Source organism: uncultured Kordia sp., from assembly GCF_947489565.1.
Classification (GTDB): Bacteria; Bacteroidota; Bacteroidia; order Flavobacteriales; family Flavobacteriaceae; genus Kordia.
In genome coordinates, this window is record NZ_CANLEA010000001.1 from 471017 (window position 1) to 488781 (window position 17765).

Annotated in this window: 15 protein-coding genes; 6 read left to right on the forward strand and 9 right to left on the reverse strand. The window is 33.9% G+C overall.

The features are described 5' to 3' along the window. Nucleotides 1-16 precede the first annotated feature (16 nt). Complete coding sequence (locus Q0845_RS02190; RefSeq protein WP_298508431.1) at nucleotides 17-757, forward strand: glycosyltransferase family 2 protein; 741 nt, start codon at nucleotides 17-19, stop codon at nucleotides 755-757. A 31-nt stretch (nucleotides 758-788) separates the two neighbouring features. Next, nucleotides 789-2207 carry a radical SAM protein gene (locus tag Q0845_RS02195; protein ID WP_298508433.1) on the forward strand — a complete coding sequence of 473 codons (1419 nt, stop codon included), beginning with the start codon at nucleotides 789-791 and terminating at the stop codon, nucleotides 2205-2207. Nucleotides 2208-2378: 171 nt separating this feature from the next. Here the strand turns inward: Q0845_RS02195 and Q0845_RS02200 are convergent, their stop codons facing one another. From Q0845_RS02200 to Q0845_RS02225, 6 genes are all read right to left on the reverse strand, one after another. Then, nucleotides 2379-3488, reverse strand: a complete 1110-nt coding sequence (locus Q0845_RS02200; RefSeq protein WP_298508436.1) for a GDSL-type esterase/lipase family protein — start codon at nucleotides 3486-3488, stop codon at nucleotides 2379-2381. A gap of 32 nt (nucleotides 3489-3520) precedes the next feature. Then, nucleotides 3521-4267 (reverse strand): methyltransferase domain-containing protein, encoded by a 747-nt coding sequence (locus Q0845_RS02205; RefSeq protein WP_298508439.1) that lies wholly within the window; start codon nucleotides 4265-4267, stop codon nucleotides 3521-3523. Next, nucleotides 4264-5649 (reverse strand): radical SAM protein, encoded by a 1386-nt coding sequence (locus Q0845_RS02210; RefSeq protein WP_298508441.1) that lies wholly within the window; start codon nucleotides 5647-5649, stop codon nucleotides 4264-4266. Before Q0845_RS02210 ends, Q0845_RS02205 begins: the two co-directional genes overlap by 4 nt. Before the next feature lie 126 nt (nucleotides 5650-5775). Next, on the reverse strand, nucleotides 5776-6561 hold the full coding sequence (locus Q0845_RS02215) for a class I SAM-dependent methyltransferase (RefSeq protein WP_298508444.1): 786 nt from the start codon (nucleotides 6559-6561) through the stop codon (nucleotides 5776-5778). Beyond that, nucleotides 6554-8017, reverse strand: a complete 1464-nt coding sequence (locus Q0845_RS02220) for a radical SAM protein (RefSeq protein WP_298508447.1) — start codon at nucleotides 8015-8017, stop codon at nucleotides 6554-6556. The genes Q0845_RS02215 and Q0845_RS02220 overlap by 8 nt, the downstream gene beginning before the upstream one ends. Further along, the gene (locus Q0845_RS02225; protein WP_298508449.1) at nucleotides 8010-8924 is read right to left on the reverse strand and encodes a nucleotidyltransferase domain-containing protein; all 915 of its coding nucleotides are present in this window, start codon (nucleotides 8922-8924) and stop codon (nucleotides 8010-8012) included. Before Q0845_RS02225 ends, Q0845_RS02220 begins: the two co-directional genes overlap by 8 nt. 183 nt (nucleotides 8925-9107) lie before the next feature. Here Q0845_RS02225 and Q0845_RS02230 point away from each other — a divergent pair, with 183 nt between their 5' ends. Beyond that, entirely contained in the window at nucleotides 9108-11735 is a 2628-nt protein-coding gene (locus tag Q0845_RS02230; protein WP_298508452.1) for a DUF5916 domain-containing protein, read from the forward strand. Here the strand turns inward: Q0845_RS02230 and Q0845_RS02235 are convergent. The 3 genes from Q0845_RS02235 to Q0845_RS02245 form a co-directional block, all read right to left on the reverse strand. Next, the gene (locus Q0845_RS02235; RefSeq protein ID WP_298508455.1) at nucleotides 11730-12359 is read right to left on the reverse strand and encodes a response regulator transcription factor; all 630 of its coding nucleotides are present in this window, start codon (nucleotides 12357-12359) and stop codon (nucleotides 11730-11732) included. The two genes, Q0845_RS02230 and Q0845_RS02235, sit on opposite strands and share 6 nt — an antisense overlap. Beyond that, complete coding sequence (locus Q0845_RS02240; RefSeq protein WP_298508458.1) at nucleotides 12356-14278, reverse strand: tetratricopeptide repeat protein; 1923 nt, start codon at nucleotides 14276-14278, stop codon at nucleotides 12356-12358. Before Q0845_RS02240 ends, Q0845_RS02235 begins: the two co-directional genes overlap by 4 nt. 76 nt (nucleotides 14279-14354) lie before the next feature. Beyond that, on the reverse strand, nucleotides 14355-14777 hold the full coding sequence (locus Q0845_RS02245) for a hypothetical protein (RefSeq protein WP_298508462.1): 423 nt from the start codon (nucleotides 14775-14777) through the stop codon (nucleotides 14355-14357). 139 nt (nucleotides 14778-14916) lie between these two features. Between Q0845_RS02245 and Q0845_RS02250 the strand changes: the two genes are divergently transcribed. The 3 genes from Q0845_RS02250 to Q0845_RS02260 all read left to right on the forward strand — a co-directional run bounded on the left by Q0845_RS02250 (nucleotide 14917) and on the right by Q0845_RS02260 (nucleotide 17695). Continuing rightward, entirely contained in the window at nucleotides 14917-16377 is a 1461-nt protein-coding gene (locus Q0845_RS02250) for a P-loop NTPase fold protein (protein WP_298508465.1), read from the forward strand. Nucleotides 16378-16450: 73 nt separating this feature from the next. Then, nucleotides 16451-16969, forward strand: a complete 519-nt coding sequence (locus Q0845_RS02255; RefSeq protein ID WP_298508468.1) for a hypothetical protein — start codon at nucleotides 16451-16453, stop codon at nucleotides 16967-16969. A 201-nt stretch (nucleotides 16970-17170) separates the two neighbouring features. After that, nucleotides 17171-17695, forward strand: coding sequence for a lipocalin family protein (locus tag Q0845_RS02260; RefSeq protein WP_298508471.1), 525 nt, complete (start codon nucleotides 17171-17173; stop codon nucleotides 17693-17695). The last annotated feature ends 70 nt before the right edge of the window (nucleotides 17696-17765 follow it).

Below are 17765 nucleotides of genomic sequence, written 5' to 3' on the forward strand. Positions count from 1 at the left end.
AATTAATTCAAAACTCATGATCAATTCCAAAAAAGTAATTATTGTTCTTCCTGCCTACAATGCTTCTGAAACGTTGCAAAAAACGTACGACGAAATTCCATTTGATATTGTAGATGAAGTAGTGTTGGTAGATGATCATAGTACGGATGAAACGCTACGAGTTGCCAAAGAATTAGGAATTGAACATTTGGTAAAACACGATCAAAATAAAGGATATGGCGCGAATCAGAAAAGTTGTTATAAAAAAGCATTATCGTTAGGTGCCGATATTGTAGTAATGCTGCATCCTGATTATCAGTACACGCCAAAGTTGATTCATTCCATGGCGTATTTAATTGCAAATGATGTGTATCCTGTTGTGATGGGATCACGAATTTTAGGAAAAGGTGCATTGCGCGGCGGTATGCCAATGTATAAATATATTGCCAATCGCTTTTTGACCCTGTTTCAAAATATTGTCATCAATCAGAAATTGTCTGAATACCATACAGGATTTCGAGCTTTTTCAAAAGAAGTCTTAAATTCTTTAGCGTTAGAACACAATTCAGACGATTTTATTTTCGACAATCAAATGCTGTGTCAAATCTTTAACAAAGGATTTGAAATTGCCGAAATTACCTGTCCAACAACTTATTCTAGCGAAAGCTCCTCTATCAACTTTCAGCGAAGTGTTACCTATGGTTTAGGCGTATTAAAGGTATCAATTCAGTATTATTTGCATAAAAAGAAGCTAAAGTCATTTCAAATATTTAAATAGTCAGTATATTTATAAAAAATAATTGTCCGTTTTGAAAAAGCAGAAAATCTTATTGTACAATCCCATTGCAGTCTTTTTTGATATGCCACTTGCCTTGTTGGCGATTGGATCTGTGCTTGACCCTGAGAAATATGAAGTTATTATTGTAGATGGTCGCATTGATGAAAATCCTTTAGACACTATTGGAAAGCATATTGATGATGCCTTGTGTTTTGGAACTACTGTGTTGACAGGGAGACCGATAAAAGATGCTTTGACAGTGACACAAGCTGTTAAGAAAATGCGTCAAGATATTCCTGTAATTTGGGGCGGATGGCATACTTCGTTATTTCCAAAACAAACCTTGAAAGATGAAATTTGTATTGATGTTACGGCGCAAGGACAAGGAGAAGATACGTTTAAAGAATTGGTAGAAGTATACGCTACCAAAGGCGATATTTCTAAAGTGAAAGGAATTTGCTATCGCAATGAAGAAGGTGAAATTATCAAGAATCCGCCGCGAGTAATTGTAGCGATGGATACTTTTGCAGATATCAATTATGAGTTGATTGACGTTGAAAAATACTTTGAAAAGAAAGGACGACGACAACTCGATTATATTTCTTCTACAGGTTGTTATTTTAGATGTACATTTTGTGCTGATCCTTTTGTGTATAATAGAAAGTGGACAGCTATTTCACCAGAAATTATGGTGAATAAATTAGCAGAACTACATGAAAAATATCAGTTTACCGATTTGAATCTTCAAGATGAAACCTATTTCACATATCGTGATCGTGTGATTGAGATTTCAGAACGTATGATTGAAAAAGGCTTGAATATTACTTGGGCGGCTACGATGCGTGCCGATCAAGGTTCTCGTATGTCAGTGGAAGATTTTAAAATCTGTGCAAAATCTGGGTTGCGACGTTTGTTGATTGGAGTAGAATCTGGTTCACAAGAAATGATGAACTGGCTGAAGAAAGACATCAAAATAGAGCAAGTGTATATGTGTGCTGAGCGTTGCAAAGATTTAGGAATTGCAGTACAGTTTCCATTTATTGTTGGTTTCCCAGAAGAAACAGACGAAAGTATTAGAGAAACGGTGAAAGTTGCACTCGATTTAAATAGTATGCATCCAAACTTTCATACGCCAATTTTCTACTTTAAACCTTATCCAGGTACCACAATTACCGATAATGTTGTGAAAGAAGGTTACAAACTTCCAGAAACGGTTCACGAATGGTCCGATTTTGATTTTGTAGGTTCTTCAGGGCCTTGGGTAAGTGCAGAAAAGTATGATTTCTTTGAGAAGTTTAAGTTCTATTTAAAGTTTGCTTATTCGAATCAGAAGTGGATTTACAAACCATTGCAATTGTTAGCAAGATGGCGTTGTAAACACAAATATTTCAACGTTCCTGTTGAAAAGAAAATTGTTGATACATTCTTTAAGAAACAGCAGTTAGCTTAGTTAGACGTGGCTTTGCCTTTTAGAATTTTAGACTCGCTTTGCTTTTAGTCACGCTATCGCTTTTGGTGTTTTTTTGATACGTCATTACGAGGAAGTATGACGAAGTAATCTCTTCATGCGAAAACAAATTGCACAAGCTTTGATTAATAATTTTCGAAAAGATATTTCAACTTAGTTTTTCAAAATCACTTTCAACTCCTTTGTAATCTGTTCGGCTGTCAATTCAGCACCAGATTCATTGAAGTGAAAGTCATCATAAAATGATTCTGTTGTTTTTGGAAGTTGCAAATCAATGCAAGGAATGTTGTTTTGTGCACAAATAGTTTTCAATCGCTGATTAAACATTTCCATTCCGCCATATAATGCAGTTGTGCTGTAAAAAGCTTCGTTATTTTCAAAACCACTGGTAAGCATCAATTCTTCGTATTGCGGCTCCAAATTCGGTTTCCACATCGTTGCTTGCGTCACAAAAATCAAGCGTACATTTTTTTCTTTTGCAAGCTGAATCATTGCTTTCACATTCTCTTCGTAACGTGTTAAACCAGGGGTTAAATCAGGCAATTCGTCCAAAATCTTAGATTGCTTTCTTAAAGCTCTAATATCTAAAACAGTTTTGGTTAAATGATCTTTATGATTGAAATAGAATTTAATATTTTTCTTCGCTCTAGCTGCTAACTTATACAAAGTCAATTGTCTGTACCATGGCAAATAATCATCCGGAATGTGTTGAAAAGCAAATTTTTTTAATTTCAATTCTGGTAGATTCAGATAACGATCTGAAGAAATTAAATACGCTACCAAATCGTTTACACCTTGCATCACCAACACGGTTTTGGTGTCTTTCAGTTCCGGTTTTTCAAGCATGTGTTTGAATTGCAATACATGATGTGTACTGTTGTTTCCAGGTCTTCCGAAATTTCCAATCCAATATTCATTGCCTAATTTTTTTTCGATCAAAGCCGGCCACGTTTTTTCTTGTGTCAATGCGAAACATGCTGCAGTACTTCCTCCAAAAACCATCATTTTATGTTCGGCATCTTCATAGTTTGAAATCGAACGCGCGCCCAATTCATCAAAAGAGACTTCTGAATCTTGATGGATTCCTGTGATTTCATCCGTGTTAATTTCCCAAACAAAACCAGAATTTGGTGTATTGGTATAATAATCCGTTGGAAAAATTTGTAACCATGAAAGTATAATTTCAGCAATAATCAATAGTATCACTGTGACTACTCCTGAGAAAGCCAGTTTTTTAAGGAGTCGTTTCGAGAAAAGCTTCATGTAGCGTAGTTTTAAATGACTTTGGAAAGATACTAATGTAATACATACCAAGAAAAGGGCGAGTCTTTTTTACCTAAAATCTTATGAATGATGTTCTTTTTGTATGCATACCAAACTTCAAAATGTTGTACTAATTTTTTATCGTGATGATGATAATTCGCTGCCATTCCTGGAACACCAAGTTCTGTATAATATACTTTGGTACGTTCTTTAGCTGCTGCAATTTCTTCAGTTTTATAAAATGGAGTATCAATAATATGGATCTCACCATTTTCAGATAAAAACGATTTTAAAAGCGAGATTAAGCCGTCAAAATCTTCAAAATACTGCACAGCTCCATTCAGCGTAATCATTTCAAATTTCCCGTGAAAAGACTCCGGAACTTTGAAAATGTCAGCATACATAAAATGTAAATTCTTTTTCTTAAAAACACGGGCAGCTTGCTCCAGTTCTTCACGATTTACATCCAATCCAATAACTTGATTTTCTTTAGAAACTTCAGCAATTTTATTAGAAAACCAACCATTTCCACAACCAATCGTTAAAATATGTAGCGGATTATTTTGTTTGGAAACATGCGCTAAAAAACGTTCTGTAGATTTAATTCGATATGGCCATTCATCTTTTTGTAAATAGGGCAATTTGCGAACTTCAGTATCTGATAGAATCCGATTTTCCTTTTCGCGCACAGCGAGATAATACTTGGAAAAACCAGCATCTTCAGGTGTTAAATAATACACGTTTTGTTGTTGGGTTATACGACTAAAATCTAGTTTCATTTGTATAATTTCATGGCAGTTTGTGCTAAAAGAGATTTTGTTTTTAATTTCATAGAAGTCAATAAACTTCGATTTTTCCCTTTGAGCAATTCTTTATTATAGTTGACTTCATTCACAATTCTACGAACGGCAAAATCGTAAAATTTTCGTGAATAGGTACGTTTAAAATCTATTTGTCTGTCGGTAGAAGTATCCCATTCTGGTTGTACAGTAATTTTGTCTTCAACCTCATTGTACAACGAAGTTCCTTTGATCGGATAGGCAACAGTAATGGTAAAATGTGTTGGATTTGCAGCTTTTAAGTAATCAATCGTTTCATTAATATCTTGTTCATCTTCGCCAGGATAACCAACCATAATAAAAGTTCCTGTTTCCATACCAAGCGCGTTGGTTTTTTGAATGGCTTCTTTTACGACATCAACATCTACACGACGATCCATGGCATCTATGATTTTTTGCGAACCACTTTCAGCGCCAATCCAAATGCGGAAACAACCTGCTTCTTTTAGTAATTGTAAAATATGATCGTTCAAACGTTCTGCACGTGTAATACATTCAAACGGAATGATTGCATCTTGCTTGATGACTTCTTCATGAAATAATTCAATCCATTTATGACTTACACTAAAAACATCATCTACAAACCAAATTCCATCTGGATTGTAGGTTTCTTTCAACATTTTCAATTCAGCAGCTACCATATCTGGCGGTCGTCTGCGATAACTTTGTCCATACACTGCGGTACTACACCATTTACAAGTATAAGGACAACCACGTTGCGTACTCACGGTCATAGAACTTTGACCATGATGCGTTTTCCAAGCACTCAAATACTTTTCAACAGGAATTGCAGCTCGGTTTGGTAATGGTAATTCCTTTAGACTTTTCATACGCATACGCGCAGGAGTTTTTACAACTTCGTTATTTTCTAAATAAGCAATTCCATGAATTTCACTGAAATCTGCATCTGAAATCAGTGCTTGATACAATTCTAAAGTAGTTTGTTCACCTTCACCAATAATTAAAAAATCGGCTCCAGTATTGAGGTAATTTTCGCAATTATAGGTAATATCTGGTCCGCCTAAAATAATTTTTGGAAAACCATAAATTTCATCTGTTTTAAGAATTTTTACCAACGAAATCACATTAATCTTCGTCATTAAGTTGGTGTAAATCGCAATCACTTTTGGTTGTTTCTCTTCAATAAATCGTAATTGCGCATCTTTAGAATAAAACGTAGAATCATACACATGATTTTCTACTTTGTGTTCATTCAAATACGAAGAAATGTACAGTAATCCCAACGGAGCATACGGACGCATGATGCTTTGCTCTTTCTCATCTTCAAAAAGATAGTATGTATGTGTGAGAATGATGCTCATTGTTTGGTTGTTGCTAGTTGTTGTTTATCTAATCGTATAAATACAATACTGTAAATATAAAGATGTTTTACTGACTTCTAAAATTTGAATTATAGTATATGCTTATTTAGAAAGCATACTAAGAAACTACCCTTTCTTTTCAAGAGTAATCAAAAAATGATCAGCATATTTTGCTAAGGAAGCTCCTGTCAACACCGCGTCTAATCCTTTAAAAATATTCAACATAGGAAATTTAGCTACAAACGATTGTTCTAAATACGATGGCGGAATGGTGACTCCAATAGGTTTTACTTTTTGTGTGTTGTAAAATTTGTTCGCTGCTGCAGAAATGTCTTGCGGATTGTAATACCATGTGTTTACGCCAATACCATCTACATTCGCAACAATACTTTCTGTAGTATTTCTTCGAGTTGCTTTGGTTTTATCTCCTTTCAAGGTAAAATATAAACGTTCCCACAAACAGTTTTTAGGCATTAATACAATCGCCATTTTTCCCTTAGGCAATAATAAATTGGCAGAAGTCTTGAAAAATGTTTCTAATTGTTCAGGCGACAAACAGTTAATTCCACCAAAATCAGAAAAAATAAAATCGAACTTTTTACCAAAAGTATCTTTTGTAATGGTATTAATATCTTGTACTTGGAATTGTAGATTCTTTGGATGTGGTTTTGCTTTGGCAACTTCAATCATACCAGAAGAAATATCTGTCGCAATGACCTCATGATTTAGTTTTGCAAACTCGATGGCGTCTGCGCCAGTTCCACAATTCAATTCTAAAATGGATAGTTTTTTATCCTGTTGAATGATGGATTTGATATGTTTGAAGACTAATTTTCGTTGTGCTTTCCCTATGTTGGAATAGGTGAAGATATCGTCGTATTGTGGTGCAGCTACATCAAAATCACTATGCATTGGTATTCTCCATGTTTTTGAGTTGAATTTTGTCAATAAAGGCAGCAGGAACATAATAACCTAGTAAAATCATTGATCGCAATTCAGGTTTAGAAATTGAAAACGGATTTTTAAAGAATTTTTTAAAGTTGAGCATTGCTTGACTTTTACGGAATTCCTTATGAACGTAGCGTTGTAATTTTCTGTAAAATTGTGTGTTGTACGTTCCTTTAAACATCATAGCTAAGTCGTCAGAATCGGTCCAGTTTGCTTTTAACTTAAGGTCATCTTTGACTTTATCGTAAAATTTAGTTCCAGGAAGTGGATACGAAACCGAAACACCAATATTGTCAGGAACCAACTCTTTAATCATGTCAATTGTTTTCTGAATGTCTTCTTTGGTTTCTTCCAAATAGCCAAACTGAATGAAAAAGGCAACACGTACATTTTTCTCTTTAAGCAAACGTGTGGCTTCATAAATTTGTTCTACTTTGGTTTCCTTATCCATGGCATCCAAAATAGCTTGCGAACCACTTTCGGCGCCAACCCAAACTTCTTCCAATCCACTTTCGGCCAATGCTTCAATAGTGTCTTCTTTCAAAAGTAAATCGACACGACTTTGTATGTAATACGAAATTGAAAGTGTTTCTTTTTTAAGTTCCTTATTAAAATTTTGAACCCAATTTGGTTTCAATCCAAAAATATCATCACACATCCAAAAACGTGTAACTCCATATTTTTCTTTTAAATATTTGATATGTTTGGTAATGTATTCTGGCGAATGCGAGTTGTAACGATTTCCATAAATAGGTTTTGCACACCAATTGCATTTAAACGGACAACCGCGTGTTGTTGCCATATTGAGTGTGAATTCATTTCCGCCAGCTTCCCAAATTTTACGATACGGTTCTATGTCAATTAAATCCCAAGCAGGCATTGGCAATTCGTCTAAATTACGCAATACTGGATGTTTTGGATTTTTGATAATTTCGTCGTCTTTTTTGAAAACCAATCCTTTGATTTGCGAAGTATCTTCTGCATTCGTTAGTGCATCTACCAATTCTTTTAATGAAATTTCGCCTTCACCTTGAATCACAAAATCAGCACCAGCCTCCAAATATTTTTCATAATGATCGGTAGAATCAGAACTGCAAACCACAATCTTACAATGTAAGTTTTTGGCAATTTTAATCATTTCAAAAGCGGCTTCACGCATCGTGGTTAAGCACATTTTTGTCAAATAATTAAATCCGTCATCATACAATACAAACACTTTTGGTGTATGCGTTTCCAAATACGGTTTTATGGTTTTTGGATCATCCAATAAATTGGCATCATACACACCAACGCCATACCCATTTTCACGCAAATACGAAGCAGCATATAAAGTTCCTAATGGCGGATAAGGCGTTTGATTTTTCCATTGTTTCGAATCAAACTTATAGTAATAGGAATGTGAAAAAACAACATCAAGCATGTTTTTCGGGATATTTCGGGTATTGTAAATTGTATTGTTCTATAACTTGGTTGTAGCGTTCCTTTAAACGCTTGGTAACCTTGTTTTGATAGTTTTGCGGATGATGTTTTGAAACATGCCTCGTAGATTTCATAGCAATATTAAAATCTTCTTTTGCTAAGTGTTTAAACTTTCGCATCCACTTTTTGATCGTTAACTTTTGTAAATATTGATCTAATTTTAATCCGAATGCACTATTGAATCCTTTTTGAATGAGTTTAGAAAACCAGCTTTTTTCTGTTTCTCTAATCGTACTCAATTTTACCACAGGTTTATTCGGAAAATAAGGTTTTGCCCATTGATTTGCCGTTAAAAAGTCTTTAAAAGTATCTTTTCCGTACAAAGGAATGAGTGTGGCAATTTCGGTTGCCGTAAATAAATTTTGCTCGGCAATTTCTAATTGATCAGTACTGATAAAATAGTTGACACAAAAGTATTTTTTGGAATTCAGTAAGAATATTTTTTTGTATAAAACTAATAAGGTTCTAGCAATCCACAAACGATTGGGTTTGGTGATGATAAAAAAATCAAAATCACCATCGTCATCATAATATCCTTTAGACAATGCACCAGATAAACATACGCCTTTTACATATGGGAATTTGGCTATTTTTCGAGAAACTTTGATTGCTTTGGGCATAATGTTTCGCGCCATTTCATTGCCTTTCAATCGGCGTTCTACACGATCAGGATTGTTTACATCAATATAAAAACCATCAAAATTAAAAATGATGCCTTTTTTCAATAGCAAATCAATTTCGCTATCAATCTCTTTTTGATCCGTGTTATCCGAAAATTGATAGATTTCAGTCCTCGTTAACGGATACTTAAAAAGGGAAAAATATAATATGGTTTTTAAGGCGCTCACTATTTTTTGTTTTCAAACCAAATGTAGTTAAAATTATGCTTCTTACTGTGTGTGTAAACAATAAAACTTTTATTGGTTATTATTTATTGTATTTCTTAATAAGTGTTAATTTTTAATTAATTGTTGACGTAATTTTACAAGGTTTGTTACTTTTATAACAATCAATCAATCAAAAAGCGACTTATGAAATCTTTCCTATGGTTATGTATAGGGTTTTTGTGCGTTCCCTTCTTGGGATTTACACAAGAAACATCAAAAATTATTCCCAAAAGAATTTATACTACAAGTAATATTAAAGGAGAAGCTCCTAAAATAGATGGTTTGCTCAATGATGCCAGTTGGGATAGTGTAGCATGGGCAAGTGATTTTATAGAGAATCGCCCAGACGAAAATACGCCACCAACTGAGCAAACGAAATTTAAAATTATGTACGATGCTAAGTTTTTGTACGTAGCGGTTCGTGCTTATGATAAAAATCCAGATCAAATTGTACGACGTTTATCGCGTCGAGATGGTTTTGATGGTGATTGGGTAGAGATTAATATTGATAGTTATCACGATTTGCGAACTGGTTTTTCATTTACCGTGACTGCAGCAGGTGTAAAAGGAGACGAGTTTATCTCTAATAATGGTAATAATTGGGATGGAAGTTGGAATCCGATTTGGTACACAAAAACAAATGTTGATGAAGAAGGCTGGACTGCCGAAATGAAAATTCCGTTTAGCCAATTGCGCTTTGGAAAAAGTGAAGAACAAATATGGGGATTGCAAGTGCAACGTCGTTTTTTTAGAAAAGAAGAACGTTCAACCTGGCAACGAATTCCGCTAGATGCACCAGGTTGGGTAAGTGAATTTGGAGAATTACACGGTTTAAAAAATATAAAGCCACAGCGACAATTAGAAATTCAACCGTATGTGGTTACACAATATGATACGTATCCTGAAGAAGCTGGAAATCCGTTTCGTGATGGAGATGATTTAAAACTGAATGGAGGAATTGATGGGAAAATTGGTGTTACCAATGATTTGACTTTAGATTTTACCATTAATCCTGATTTTGGACAAGTTGAAGCCGATCCTGCAGCTATTGCGTTGGATGGTTTTCAGATTTTCTTCCGAGAGCAACGACCATTTTTTGTAGAGAATAAAAATATTTTTGATTATCGATTTGCCAACGGACAAGACAATGTGTTTTATTCACGTCGTATTGGACGAAATCCACAAAGTTTTCCAAGTACAAGTGCTGGAGAATTTGTAGATCAACCACAAAACTCTACCATTTTGGGAGCTGCAAAATTTAGTGGAAAAACTAAAAATGGTTGGTCCATTGGTGTGTTGGAAAGTGTTACAGGAAAGGAGTTTGCAGAAATTGATAATAACGGAACACGCCGTAAAGAATTGGTAGAACCGTTAACGAATTATTTTGTGGGACGATTGCAAAAAGATTTCAACGAACGAAATACGTTTATTGGCGGAATTTTTACCGCAACCAATCGTCGATTAGAAGATAATCTTAACTTTTTACATCGTGCAGCATACACTGGAGGATTAGATTTTACACATAATTGGAAAGATAGAACGTATTACGCACAAGGAAATGTGGTGTTGAGCCATGTAGAAGGAAGCAAAGAAGCCATTGCCGCTACGCAAAACTCATTGACACATTTATTTCAGCGTGTAGATGCAGGACATGTAAATGTTGATCCGAACAGAACTTCATTAACAGGAACAGGAGGAAAGTTAGAATTTGGAAAAGCAGGAAGTGGAACTTGGCGTTATGATGCTGGAGTTATTTGGCGTTCGCCAGAATTGGAATTGAATGATATCGGATTTTTACGTCAGGCAGATGAAGTACGTCAATATGCAAACATACGTTACCAAACCACAAAATCTGTAGGGAACTTTCGAAGAATTTCGGCACGATTTTCACAATTTACAACCTATGATTTTGAAGGAAACTTCAATAGAATCCAATACGAAGTGAACGGAAATTTACGCTTTTTAAACAACTGGTTTATCGATTTTGGAGGTGCGCACAAACCGCGAATTTTCATCAATACGTTTTTACGTGGTGGTCCGCGTTGGCGATTTAATCAAGAAAACTTTGCATATGCATCCTTTGGAACTGATGAGCGTAAAAAACTGCGTACAAGTTGGGGAATGATTTATTCGCAAGCAAAACAAAACAACTTTCAGTTTTTTGAAATTAATGGAGATGTCACATATCAACCAACCGATGCTATGCGTATTTCTATCAGTCCGCAATACAATTACAATCCAAACAAAACGCAATACGTAACACAGGCAAATAATAATGGAACTACACGTTATATTTTGGGTAATATTGACAATCAAACCTTGAGTGCAGCTATTCGTTTTAATTATACAATTAACCCGAACTTATCGATTCAGTATTACGGACAGCCTTTTGTGTCTATTGGTCGCTACAAAGATTTTAAATATGTAACCAATTCTATTGCAGATAATTTGTATGATCGTTTTTATCAGTATCAGCCGAATGAAATTACCTTTGATACAGCTTCCGATTCGTATACAATTGATGAAGATGCAGATGGCAATGTAGATTATTCTATCGGAAATCCTGATTTTGCTTTTGTGCAGTTTCGTTCAAATTTGGTATTGCGTTGGGAATACATTCCGGGATCAGAATTGTTCCTAGTTTGGTCGCAAGGAACGACAGGTTTTGGAAATACCAGAGATCATTTATTGCGTAGTTTAGACGATCAAATTTTAGGGCAACAACCTGAAAATATTTTCTTGATGAAGTTTACATATCGATTTGTACTATAATAAATTTTCTATGGCATATTTGGCCAAGCCGATATTGCTTTTAATGTTCAATTTTTTGTGAATATTTTTTCGGTGCGTTTCTATAGTGTGCGTGCTTAAGCTCAATTCTTTTGCTATTTCGATGGTAGTTCTATCTTTTGCAATAAGGATTAAAATTTCTTTTTCTCTGCGAGTTAATGCTTTTTTGGGGACAATATTTTTATTAGAAAACCAATCTTTAATGTCTTTAGGAAGTGTATCGCTGATATAGTAATTGCCTTTTGCTAAGGTGTGAATGGCTTCAATAAGTTTGGCTTTTTCTACATTTTTAGTCACATATCCTTTGGCGCCAGCATCGAGCATTTCTATGACATCTAAACTTTGATCGTACATGCTCAATGCTAGAATTTTTACGTTTGGATAGTTTTTAGAAAGCATTTTAGTGACAGAAACTCCATCCAGAACAGGCATTCTAATATCTGTCAAGACCACATTTGGACGCAAACCATCTTCAATCAATTTGTACAATTGCAATCCATTATTGGCTTCTCCAATGATGGAAATGCCTATTTCGTTTGCCAAAATAGAGCTAATACCGTCAATAAAGAGTTGATGATCGTCCGTTATAATGATTTTAATACTCACATCGGAATGTTTAAAATTACAGTGGTTCCAGTATCTAAAGATGAATCAATAAAGAGTTCGCCGTTTAACTTTTCGACTCTTTTTTCTATATTAATTAATCCTGTTCCTGTGGTGTTTTTGGAAATATCAAATCCTTTCCCATTATCTTCAACAATAACATTCAGCACATTGTTTTCTTCGGAAAATTGTACAATAACTTCGCTTGCACCTGAATGTTTGATGCTGTTGGTTAATAGCTCTTGAATGATTCTGAAAATTTGAATTTCCGCGGCATTTTCTAGACGCTTATTGACATCAATATTGATAACGTTGATTGTTAATTGTTCCGTGCCAGAAATTTGATGGGCAATTGCTTTTGTAGAAGCAATCAATCCTTTATCTACATGCGCTCCAAAGTTTTTATTCTTTGAAAACGCTCTAATTTCAGTATATGTATCGTTAATTAAAAGCTTTAACTTCTCGTGATAATCACCAAATGCGGTTGCAGTATTGTAGTTTTCAACATATAATTTTAGCGTTGCAATTTTGCTTCCTAGGTTGTCATGTAAATCCTCAGCAATTGTGGTGCGTTCTTCTTCTTGAGCAGCAAGAATTGCATCAATTCCTTCCAATTCTTTTGATTTTAAAACACGATCAAACTCTTGTTGTTTGATAATGCTGTTTTGTTCCATAATGATGCGCTTTCGTTTTGCGTTTTTCAGCAAGATATATGTCACAAAAAATAAAAGAATCAATACACCTAAAGCAATGAATAATAAATTTCTATTTTGCTTTCGTTTGTAATTTACCTTTAGGTTATCGGATTCTAATTGAAGAATCTTTTTTTCATTCTTTTCAGTTTCATACTTGCTTTCAATGTCTAGAATGGTCTTTTGATGTTCGGCACTCAATAAGCTATCATTTAAAACCCTCGATTTCTCAGAAAACTCTAGCGCTTTATCAATATTATTCACACCTTCATACGCATCTTTTAAATACGAATATAAGGTTGCTAATTGCTTTCCTTTGACAGCGCTTGTTGCATTTTCCAATAAGGAAATGGCTTTGGAGTATTCTTTATTCTTTAAATATATATAGCCAAGATTACTTTCAGTAACCTCTATTCCAGATTTTAGATTCAATTTATTTTTTAAAGAATATGCTTTTTCAAGATATGCTTTTGCTTTTTCGGAGTCACTATCTAAATACAGGTTTCCTAAATTATTATAAATCATAGACAACGATCGCTTATTGTCTAAGTTTTCCGCAAGTGTTTCTGCTTTATTATAATAACCAATTGCTTTGATGGTGTCGCCTTTCTTAAAATATTGTGTGGCTAAATTGGGAAGTGTAATAAGTTCAAACTGAACTAAATTATTGTTACTAAATATACGAAGTGCCTTTTCGCTGTACTCAATTGCAGTATCATAATTTTCTAATTCTGCAAAAGCACTCGCAATATTGCTATAACATTTTGCTGCATTCAATTCATCGTTCTGACTTTCAAAAAAAGCAGCACTTTCCGTAAGAATGGTAATAGTTTTTTTGTAATCTCCTTTTCTAAGATAGATGGCTCCTAAGCTAATATTTACAGTAGCTACACGCATGCTATCTTTTAAACTGCGGAGTGTTTTTATTGCTTTTTCAAAATAGATAGAAGCTGAGTCTAATTTTCCAGTAAAGAAATGCAAACGACCAATTTCGTTGGTAGTTTCTGCAGCAAGTGAATCGTTTGTAGTAAAAGTCAATGCTTGGTATGCATAGGTTTTTGCTTTCACCAAATCGACACGTTCGTACAATTTTGCTAATTGAAGCGTAATTTTGGCTTTATCATATGGATTGGACGCGCTTGTAAGTGCTGTGGAAAGGCTATCTATTTGAGAATTCTGTCCTAAAAGAAAGACAGGGAACAAGCATAAAAATAGCATGATACTTCTCATACGACGGATCATAATAGTTATTTAAATATACTGAATTATTTTATGGAAAGTTGTATTCCCTATCTCTTTAAGTAGTTTATTTACAGTAATATGTGAAATCGGAGACAAATACGACTCTAGGATAACGTTTTGCCATTCGAGCTCTCACTCCGGGCAATTCTTGAATGGCACCAAAACGCCAATATCCGCCAGCATCTTTTGTTCGTTTAGAATAGACACCGAGTTTATGTTTATAATAAGCTTCTACATGTTCTCTAAACTGATGACCTATTCCGCTTTGCCAGCCGTAACGCCCATTTTCTGAGCATTTGGTGGTTTTTATAGAACCTATAAACATGACTTGAACAGAATTCAAATGATTTGGTTTTTTTGCATCATAATTCACCCAATACAAGGCATACGGATAATAGTTAATAGTTTTTTTTTGCCCAAAACTTTTCGTTAAAAAGAAAAAACAACCCACAAACAAGGCTATTTTAAAGATGTGTTTACGTTTCATAATAGTATCTTTTATGTGTTAGATAGGATAAAACTAGTTAGTATCTAACTCAAAAAACTACCTAGTAGCAGGTAGTTGCTTTTAAGAATTATAGAAATGAGAATCAATATTTTTCTTACATTTAATAAAAATACTATCCATGTCAAGACTACTTCACAATTTGCCGATTGAAGACTTAAATGAAAGCAATGATTACTTAGGTGTTGTTGATAAAGCAAATCTGATTAAAACCATCTTGGAAAGCAATACCGATCAATTTCATGAGATTAAAATGTTTGCGCTGTATGGCGAATGGGGAAGTGGAAAAAGCACCTTGATGAAGTATTTGGAACGAGAATTGAAAAGTGACTTTAATACGTTCTTTTTTGATACTTGGCAGTTTGAAAAAGATGATAATTTGCCGCAGACACTTTTAGAATATTTACTGCACAAGAGCGAAAGTCTAGGAGAAGATTTTTGTGGAAAAATATTAAAATATGCTGGAAAGATACTAAGAGGTTTGGGGAAATCCGTGAAGGTGCAATATAAGCTTTTAGATATTGATCCATCCGAATTCGTGAAAGAGTTTGACAAAGAAGAACCGTCTTTTTATGAAGCTTTAAAGGGTTTTAAAACCGAATTTATCCGTTGGGAAGATCGTCTTACAAAAGAGAAACCAAAGAAATACAATATCATTTTTATTGATGATTTAGATCGTTGTGAACCTGAAAACGTATTGAATTTACTGTCTGCTATCAAACTATTCTTTACCTACGGAGAAAAAACAATTTTCTTTTTTGGAGTGGATAAAAAAGCGGTGCAACAAGCCATTCAAACCAAATATAAAGATGTAGTAAAATCAGAAGAATATTTAGAAAAAGTATTTGATGTTTCTTTTTCCATGCCTAAGCATGAAAATGTATTAAAATTGGTTGCTACTTATTTTGATGAAAGGGATATTCAAGGTGAAAAATTGAATGAAAAAATTGCAATATTTTTTAGAAAGCTACATTTTACAAATCCGAGAAGACTCAAAAAAGTATTGAATAAATATATACTGTTAGCCAATGTGAAAGAAAGCTTAGAAGAGGACCATGCGTATACCAAATTTATAGGAAATATTACCACGAGTAAGTATACAGGGAATTACTTTGAGACGATTTTGACATTATACTTTATTGTCTTGAAAGAATCATATCCTGAATTGTTTGCAACGTTTTTCGATCTTAAGTTAAAAGAAAGTATGTTCATCAATGCCTATAGTAAAAGTGGTTTGACAAGTCAAAGAAGCATAAATAGTCTGAAATTTTATTTAAAAAAAGAAAATATTACGATAAAAGGATTGGATTTAATTTTTAATGCATCGACTCTGAGATTCGATAACACTCACAATGAAACTTTAAAAGTATCTACAATTTTCATTCCTAATAATATTTTGGGTATGGAAGATGACCTAAATAATTCAGGGGATACTTATAATAAAATTCACATTAGTGAAAAATTAATAGACTTCTATTTTTTAAAATATTTATGTGATAACTTAGAATCCTTTCGTAAACTACAAAACTACTCCGATAAATCCATTTCAGATATTTATCAAGGGATCAAACAAATTCTTTAATAATTTTCTCAAAAATCTGTTTTCGGTACATAATTTGATAAATTGTACCCGTTAAACAATTTATACCATTACTATGAGAAAATTAATACTGTTATCAGCATTAAGTTTATTTTTATTTGCCTGTTCATCAGACGATGACGCGCCAGCAGTAGATCCATTATTAGGAACTTGGAGAATGACTTCATACGAAGTAGAAAACGAATATGATTTTAACGGAGATGGAACCGCAAGTAGAGAAATTATTTCAGAATCAAATTGTTATCAAAACGAAACAATCCTAATAAATGAAGGTGGAACTGCTACCGTATTTACAAATTCATTTTTAACCGTTGTTGCCAATTTGGTACCAGGAACTACAGATGAATTTACATATACGTTGGATTGTGAAAATGACTCTGATATATTTACGTTGTTATGGTCTAAGAACGGAAGTACGTTAACTTTTATAGATGATGATCAATCTAATATAACTGCAACGATGATTTCTGAAAATCAATTTTCTTTCACAGTTTCTGGAGGTTTTGAAATTTATTCAGGAGGATTTAATGTAGTAAGCGAAGAAGATGTTACTATTACATATACAAAACAATAAAGAACAACCTAGCCTGTAAGCTTTATATATTAAAAAAAGCACTAAATATAATGTTTAGTGCTTTTTTGGTTTTTAGTATTTGTAAACTGAACGAATCTCGTTAAAAATTTTACAAAACTGCACTAAGGTTTTCTTAAATAGTTGAGGTTCTTTTTATATGTATTTATGTTTGGGAAAACAAAAACATTAATACCAATTATTATGAAAAGACTTTTACTATTTTATGTAATGACTACTTTATTGTTAGGATGTTCATCAGATGATGATGATGCTATTCCTTTGGAACCTCTTGTTACGGGCACATGGAAAATGACCAATGCGATCATAGAACAAGGCATTGATATTGAAGGGATGAAAGTACTGGATTTATTACAAGAAGTTAACTGCTATCAAAATGAAACGATTACCTTCAACGAAGATGGTACAGCTCTAGTGAGCACAAATTCATTTTTAAAAGTAGAAGCTTCTTTGGTGGAAGGAACGCAAGATGAGTACACGTATGCAGCCGATTGTGTAAACGACAGTGATACGTATTCTGCCACTTGGTCAATAGTAGATAGAGATTTGCTACTAACGGAAGAAGATGGCTTTGTGTCTAGAGTTCCTAATTTTGGAGGCGGACAATTCATGGTCTTCAGTATTCCAGAAGGATTTGAAATTTTACGTGACGACGGAACCACGATTCACGCAGAAGAAGATATTCTTCTAGTTTACAAAAGACAATAATGTAATTTGTCGATAATACAAGATTAAATCTGTCTAAAAAGTCTAGTCTTTGTTAAATCAAACTTGATTA

Excerpts from the sequence above, each read along its gene's own strand:
- Q0845_RS02190 (WP_298508431.1), top strand. The coding sequence starts at position 17 with ATGATCAATTCCAAAAAAGTAATTATTGTTCTTCCTGCCTACAATGCT.
- Q0845_RS02200 (WP_298508436.1), bottom strand. The coding sequence starts at position 3,488 with ATGAAGCTTTTCTCGAAACGACTCCTTAAAAAACTGGCTTTCTCAGGA.
- Q0845_RS02205 (WP_298508439.1), bottom strand. The coding sequence starts at position 4,267 with ATGAAACTAGATTTTAGTCGTATAACCCAACAACAAAACGTGTATTAT.
- Q0845_RS02210 (WP_298508441.1), bottom strand. The coding sequence starts at position 5,649 with ATGAGCATCATTCTCACACATACATACTATCTTTTTGAAGATGAGAAA.
- Q0845_RS02215 (WP_298508444.1), bottom strand. The coding sequence starts at position 6,561 with ATGCATAGTGATTTTGATGTAGCTGCACCACAATACGACGATATCTTC.
- Q0845_RS02220 (WP_298508447.1), bottom strand. The coding sequence starts at position 8,017 with ATGCTTGATGTTGTTTTTTCACATTCCTATTACTATAAGTTTGATTCG.
- Q0845_RS02230 (WP_298508452.1), top strand. The coding sequence starts at position 9,108 with ATGAAATCTTTCCTATGGTTATGTATAGGGTTTTTGTGCGTTCCCTTC.
- Q0845_RS02240 (WP_298508458.1), bottom strand. The coding sequence starts at position 14,278 with ATGAGAAGTATCATGCTATTTTTATGCTTGTTCCCTGTCTTTCTTTTA.
- Q0845_RS02245 (WP_298508462.1), bottom strand. The coding sequence starts at position 14,777 with ATGAAACGTAAACACATCTTTAAAATAGCCTTGTTTGTGGGTTGTTTT.
- Q0845_RS02250 (WP_298508465.1), top strand. The coding sequence starts at position 14,917 with ATGTCAAGACTACTTCACAATTTGCCGATTGAAGACTTAAATGAAAGC.
- Q0845_RS02255 (WP_298508468.1), top strand. The coding sequence starts at position 16,451 with ATGAGAAAATTAATACTGTTATCAGCATTAAGTTTATTTTTATTTGCC.
- Q0845_RS02260 (WP_298508471.1), top strand. The coding sequence starts at position 17,171 with ATGAAAAGACTTTTACTATTTTATGTAATGACTACTTTATTGTTAGGA.